4 protein-coding genes and 1 pseudogene are annotated in these 5,327 nt (G+C 55.1%); 4 read left to right on the plus strand and 1 reads right to left on the minus strand.

From position 1 onward, the window contains the following. Positions 1-162 precede the first annotated feature (162 nt). The gene (locus ACPUER_RS35750) at positions 163-1,869 is read right to left on the minus strand and encodes a hypothetical protein (RefSeq protein ID WP_425133448.1); all 1,707 of its coding nucleotides are present in this window, start codon (positions 1,867-1,869) and stop codon (positions 163-165) included. A 467-nt stretch (positions 1,870-2,336) separates the two neighbouring features. On the opposite strand from ACPUER_RS35750, the gene ACPUER_RS35755 reads away from it, so the two are divergent. From ACPUER_RS35755 to ACPUER_RS35770, 4 genes and pseudogenes are all read left to right on the plus strand, one after another. Beyond that, entirely contained in the window at positions 2,337-3,383 is a 1,047-nt protein-coding gene (locus tag ACPUER_RS35755) for a hypothetical protein (protein WP_425133449.1), read from the plus strand. Between the two features lie 89 nt (positions 3,384-3,472). Next, entirely contained in the window at positions 3,473-3,853 is a 381-nt protein-coding gene (locus tag ACPUER_RS35760) for a hypothetical protein (protein WP_425133450.1), read from the plus strand. Next, positions 3,853-4,587: a hypothetical protein gene (locus ACPUER_RS35765; RefSeq protein ID WP_425133451.1), complete on the plus strand. Its 735-nt coding sequence runs from the start codon at positions 3,853-3,855 to the stop codon at positions 4,585-4,587. The genes ACPUER_RS35760 and ACPUER_RS35765 overlap by 1 nt, the downstream gene beginning before the upstream one ends. Before the next feature lie 259 nt (positions 4,588-4,846). Next, positions 4,847-4,990, plus strand: a pseudogene (locus ACPUER_RS35770) (IS6 family transposase); the annotation flags it as partial. Between the last annotated feature and the right edge of the window lie 337 nt (positions 4,991-5,327).

The following is a 5,327-nucleotide window of genomic DNA, read 5'->3' on the forward strand; positions in this document are numbered from 1 at the left end:
CTACCAATCGCCTGTCGCGTTCACGCAGCGTTTCTATCTGAATCAGATCGCTGCTTAACCCGTTGGCCTCCACGAATTCCGTCTGACCTCACCCTTAGTGGGTCAGTTCTGCGTGGACATCAACACTCCGGCCATCAAAACGCGGCGCTTTTCAACAGCCTGCTAAGAGATGTGGCGCCGCCGCAACTCCATTTCTCGGGGGATATCCCGGTTCGGCGAGTCGGCGGGCGAAGCTTCAGGGAGCGCCGCAGGCGGGCGCTGCGCGTGCGCATAGAGGAATGGCTCATAAATCAGAGCGACGACGGCAGCAACCACCGCATTGACCACGTGCCCCTGGTTGGCGGAAGACAACTTGGCTTTTTCCAAGGCGGTGGCCGCACTCATGGCTATCCCCATGATGGTTTGGAATGCAGAAGTGCGCATCGCATCAGTTGTCAAGAACTGGTTAGCAACCTGTGTTGAGCTCGGCAGTCGCGCAGCGACACGTACTCGCAAGCCATCGGTATCCTCCCTCGGCAGTGCGGCGACGGCTGCCTTAGGATCGCGCCCCTCCGCCAGCGCCTCCTGCCGAATAGCCGCTTGAGTTTGGCTCACATGTAATGCGCGGCTGATGCCCGGCCGCACTAAGTCGTCGAAAATTTCCGCGGTTGCGTTGAGGACCCCGCGCGTGACATCTTGCGTCAAGTCGGGCTGCAGGGAGCTGACCGCGCTACGGACCCGATCACTTACCGATTCCGCGCTCGAGGGCGATGCATGAGCGGCCGACGTGGAACCTAGTTCGGAAGTGAACCATTCAACCATCCTTTCGGTGGTCGCCGCGGCACTCGCGGGCGGACGAGCCGCTGCGGCGGCTGCGCCCATGACACGCCCCGCCCCTGAACTTGGGGCCCAGGCATCCATGGCTTCTCCGACGCCAAATTGGACCCCACTGTATGCGGCACCTCCGACCAAAGCACCGCCAAGGTTGATGGGTGCATTGTCGCTCAGGGGGAAAAACAATTGAGCAAGGTCGCGCCCCAGCGTATACGAGGCCATTTGCGGACCGAAAGAGCCCATCAATGAGCCCAGCGTCGATGGCTCACCAGTCTGGGAAGCGACAAGGAGGGCGCCGACTGACAGCGCCAACATGGCCACGCGCGCAGTTCGCGACTGTGCCGTGGCAGTATGATTCACCTCGTCTCGTACGAAGCCGGCAACGTTCAACGCCGGTCCGAGCAGCATGGCAGCTGCCCCGATGACCTCACGGGCGGGCATGGGCACGTCGCCTAGCTGCAAAGCCTGTTCGAGGCTAAAGCCGATCACCTGTCGCAGCGTCGTCGTCAGACCGACGATGAGTCCGGTGCGAATTCCAACATTCACGCCGTTGGCTGCCCAACGCCCCAAGTCTCCCTCAAAATCGTTGTTGATGATCCTCCCCGCGAAGTCCATCACCGCAATGGCCCGCTCCCGCGCGGTGAGCGGCGCACCGCCTTGCGCCTCCTGCCTGTCCCGCAGGAAAGCTCCAACCTCCTGAGCCAGTTCGTGAGCGGGTGTACCAGGCTCTGACCGCTCGATCCCTTGATCCGCCCCGTGTGCAGCGATTTCCTCAAGGGTTAACGCAACTTCTCGGCCATCGTCAGACATCGCGTGCATCGCGTCGCTGTTATGCGCATCGAGGAGCTTCGCGGCATCTTCGAGCAAACGTGCGGCGTCTCTTCCGGGAATCCCAACCGCATTGGGCCGCACAGCAGCCGCAAGGCTCGATTCGATGTGGCCAATGTCCGTTTCCGACAGGCTAGACAGTGATTGGCTTCGATTCAGTACGGGTGACTTCGTGATGTCGTTGGCGCCGCTGAGATTTGGCAAAGAAGTGGCGTGACTGATGAGCATGGAGATTTCTCCTCGGATTTCATGTGGTGACAGGCAATTTTGTTGACGGTGCGTTCTTTAAAAGATCGAACCTAGCAAATTTTCGAATTCTTGCTTTCGAAAATCGCTCACCATTGTCACGAGGGAGCTTGGTCTCACGTTCCTGCTCCGCGAACAGACTCACCTTGATCATCTTCACATCCTCATGCCTTCGGCCTCAGTGGCATCATGCCAGCGTCCGAACGGTTTTTCGAGGTGCCCTGCTGACACGCCGATTCGAATCGCAGCAGCGCGAGGGCGTGATCATCGCGAACCTCGTGAACCGGTGGAACAGCTTCGGCAAGGCGGTTTGCGTCAAAACAGCCTAATTGCGCCCGCAACCAACTGAGCGCATACCCTGTCGAACAAAGCCATATTGATCTGATATGGTACGAAGAGACATTTAAAAAATGTCTCTGGAAAATAAATCATTTTTTTCGAGATCGTCTATGTTGAAATCACTTGCATCTTCTCATTGCAATAAAGTATCGACCCCACAATTGGAGTCAGCACAACAGGCGCCCGAATCATTGTTGCAACTCGGCCTCGGATCGAAGGTGCTCAACGTCTCCAACTCTGGCAACTCATATAAACCTGACTTCGCCGTGCCTGCCCTGCGGCCAATTCTGGCACGGGTCAATTTTCAATCCCTGCTCTTTCGTGTAAGTGGCGGCGAGGTTATTGCCTCGCCGGCGCGACGGGATTATCCGGTGGTGGTCTACGGCATTAGCAATAACCAAATGGAAGCGGCAGCTTTTATTCGTCGCAAGTTGGAAATGAATAATATTGCTACCATCGCCACTTTCAACCACAAGCTTGGCATTGTCCATTACAGTCGGGGGAGAAAAGAACCGGATTCCCTGATTTCAGAGTTTGCCAAACACATCGCGACCGCAACTGACAACACGCTAATCAAGGAGGCGGCTAACCCAGCGCCGATTATTGAAAAATGGGCCCAGTACCTCGGCGAGCACAAAGATCGGCTGGATGCATTTGTCCGGCTTAACAAGGTTTTGTCCCGCGGACCGGAACAAGAGCGCTTGACCGTGGCCGAACAATTCGTTCGGAAGAATACCAGCAGTCGCTGTGATGCCAAGTCATTAACCGAATGCTTGATGAAATTGATCGACGACTCCGGGTGCAAAACCCTTGGCGATGTCGACGCAGTCCTCAAGAAATCGGGATCCTCGATCGGATACCGCATCCAGGAGGATCTGGCGGAATTGGTTGTCAAACATTTTTTCCGTAACAGCAGCAAGCTGGGCCTGACCTTCTTCGCTGAACATGGTGCGAGCATTATTTTTGGGTGGAACAATGATGGGAGGAAACTTGACATTGACGCCATCCAGGAGAAGCCATGGAAGGAGGGAGAGGGGCGTCGGTTTGGGGATATGTACGAGCCGATCACCTATTCAGAAGTGCGTTCGATACTGCGCAACCCTGAACTTTTTGCCAACAAGGTTTCCAAGGTCTCTTTTGAGGGGGGAAGGTACTAGTCCTGGATGGCAGCAAGTATCATTACAGTGACGTCGTAGAATTGGCTAGCTCGCCCCAATCGAACGAGTGGGTAGCCATTCCAAAGGCAATGGATTTTGTCGATCCCGGTGAAAGCGCAGAATGCTATTCGTTTGACGACGTTTTGCATACACCAGGAGTACTGGGAAAGTTGGTGAGAGCAAAGCACGAAGGCTACGGCGAGCCATGGCTAAAAACTGCACTGCTTGAAGGTCGCATTGAAGCGGCTACAGCCTTCATTGACGAAATGAAGATGGCGTACAAGGAGCGTGATATCGATCAATCACGATTCGTGGAGCTGCTCCATGATAAAGAGAGTGATTATTCGCGTTCCACGTTAGAGAAAATGCTGAAGGATAGGCCAGTAGACGAGATCAAGGTATTTATCGGGGAGATTAAGGGGGGGCATTTAGAGAGGGAATCATCAATTGCGATCATTTTAAAAAATTAATGAGAGTGGATTTTTCAAAATCTTATCCCGCAAAGGGGATCGATGCGCTTATCCATGAAATGAAAGCTGCCTGCGACGAGAGGTTGATCGATAAGACACAATTTGCTGAATTGGCGACGGGGAATTTCGCCGGTGTTGCGAATACATACAACCCCGATGTAGACACTGCCATCGCACTGATGCAAAACATGAGGACTGCGTGTGATGAAGGCTTTATTAATGAACCGCAGTTCGCTAGCTATCAAGCGCAGTTCGTCGAAGCCATGGTGAAACATATGCCTATAAATCTATTTGAGTGTGGCTATGCCGGCATGATCACGGATTTCATCCGGAAAGTAAAAGGATGCTGCAGCGAAGGGTTGCTTAATAACGTGCTATTTTCCGAAATCATAGCGGCGCAAGGCCGCGATGGCTGGCGTGGGGTGCATTATGCCCTGGCAGGGGGGCAAACCGGCACTGTCAAAGCGTATATTTCTGAGATCAAGGCCGCTCATGCGGAGGGATACATAAATGATGAACAGTGCGCATCACTAATCGTCGCAAAGACTCCGAAGGGCGAGCCGGGGTGGAGTGTTTCGCTGAAGTATGCCCGCACAGACACGGCAGATGCGTACATTCAGGAAGTAGGCCCCCTCGTTGGCAAGGGGATCGTCAGTCGATCGGCACTCGAGGTACAGAGTGTGCCGAAGGAAAAGGTGCCCGCTTCCCTGATTGGCTTTGTTCGGAAGGGGTAGTTGTGCGGCAGCGTGAGGTCGAGTAGAAAGGGCAATTGATCTATCCGCCTCGTGAGCGTTCAGTGCCATACAAAGCCAGTCTGAAATCCGGTGCGCCGCGCAAACGCCCGAAACCGACGTATCGTGTGACTTTGTTCGACAGGGTATGCGCTCAGTTGGCTGCGGACGCAATTAGGCTATTTTGACGCAAACCGCCTTGCCGAAGCTGTTCCACCGGATATTGTCAGGTTGTCGCAGAAGTTGACGAGTAGATTGGGGCATGAAGAAAGCTTCCGTGTCGGTTTTGCCGTCGGCCGAGATGCCGATCTCGTTCAAGGGTTATCGATTTCCGCCGGAAGTGATCAGCTACGCGGTGTGGCTGTATTACCGTTTTCCGCTGAGCCTGCGCATGGTGTCACGGATCGCCGTTATGGAGCCAATCCGTGATCGGCGTAAAGGCGCCGGTCCAGGATCGGTGTATAGTCGCCAGCGGCGCCGGAGTGAAGGCGCGGTTCGAACTTTCCAAGTCGGTACGCTCCGTTCTTTTTGAACGGAGCGTCCATGGCCAATCGGAGGTTCGAATTGTTTGAGTATCGCCAAGTCCTTGTCCGTATGCGGCAAGGCGACTCCGACCGCGACATCGCGCGCGGCGGATTGATGGGGCGCAAGACGGCCTGGACGATCTGATCCAGCAAGGGGCGCGGCGGATCATCCAGCAGGCAATCGAGGCGGAACTGGCGGCAATGCTCGAGCAGTATTCG

The sequence above is a fragment of the Burkholderia sp. DN3021 genome, from assembly GCF_049805555.1.
Taxonomy (GTDB): domain Bacteria; phylum Pseudomonadota; class Gammaproteobacteria; order Burkholderiales; family Burkholderiaceae; genus Burkholderia; species Burkholderia pyrrocinia_C.

Bases quoted from the DNA above. Each gene is read 5' to 3' on its own strand.
- ACPUER_RS35750 (WP_425133448.1), bottom strand. From the start codon at position 1,869: ATGCTCATCAGTCACGCCACTTCTTTGCCAAATCTCAGCGGCGCCAAC.
- ACPUER_RS35755 (WP_425133449.1), top strand. From the start codon at position 2,337: ATGTTGAAATCACTTGCATCTTCTCATTGCAATAAAGTATCGACCCCA.
- ACPUER_RS35760 (WP_425133450.1), top strand. From the start codon at position 3,473: ATGGATTTTGTCGATCCCGGTGAAAGCGCAGAATGCTATTCGTTTGAC.
- ACPUER_RS35765 (WP_425133451.1), top strand. From the start codon at position 3,853: ATGAGAGTGGATTTTTCAAAATCTTATCCCGCAAAGGGGATCGATGCG.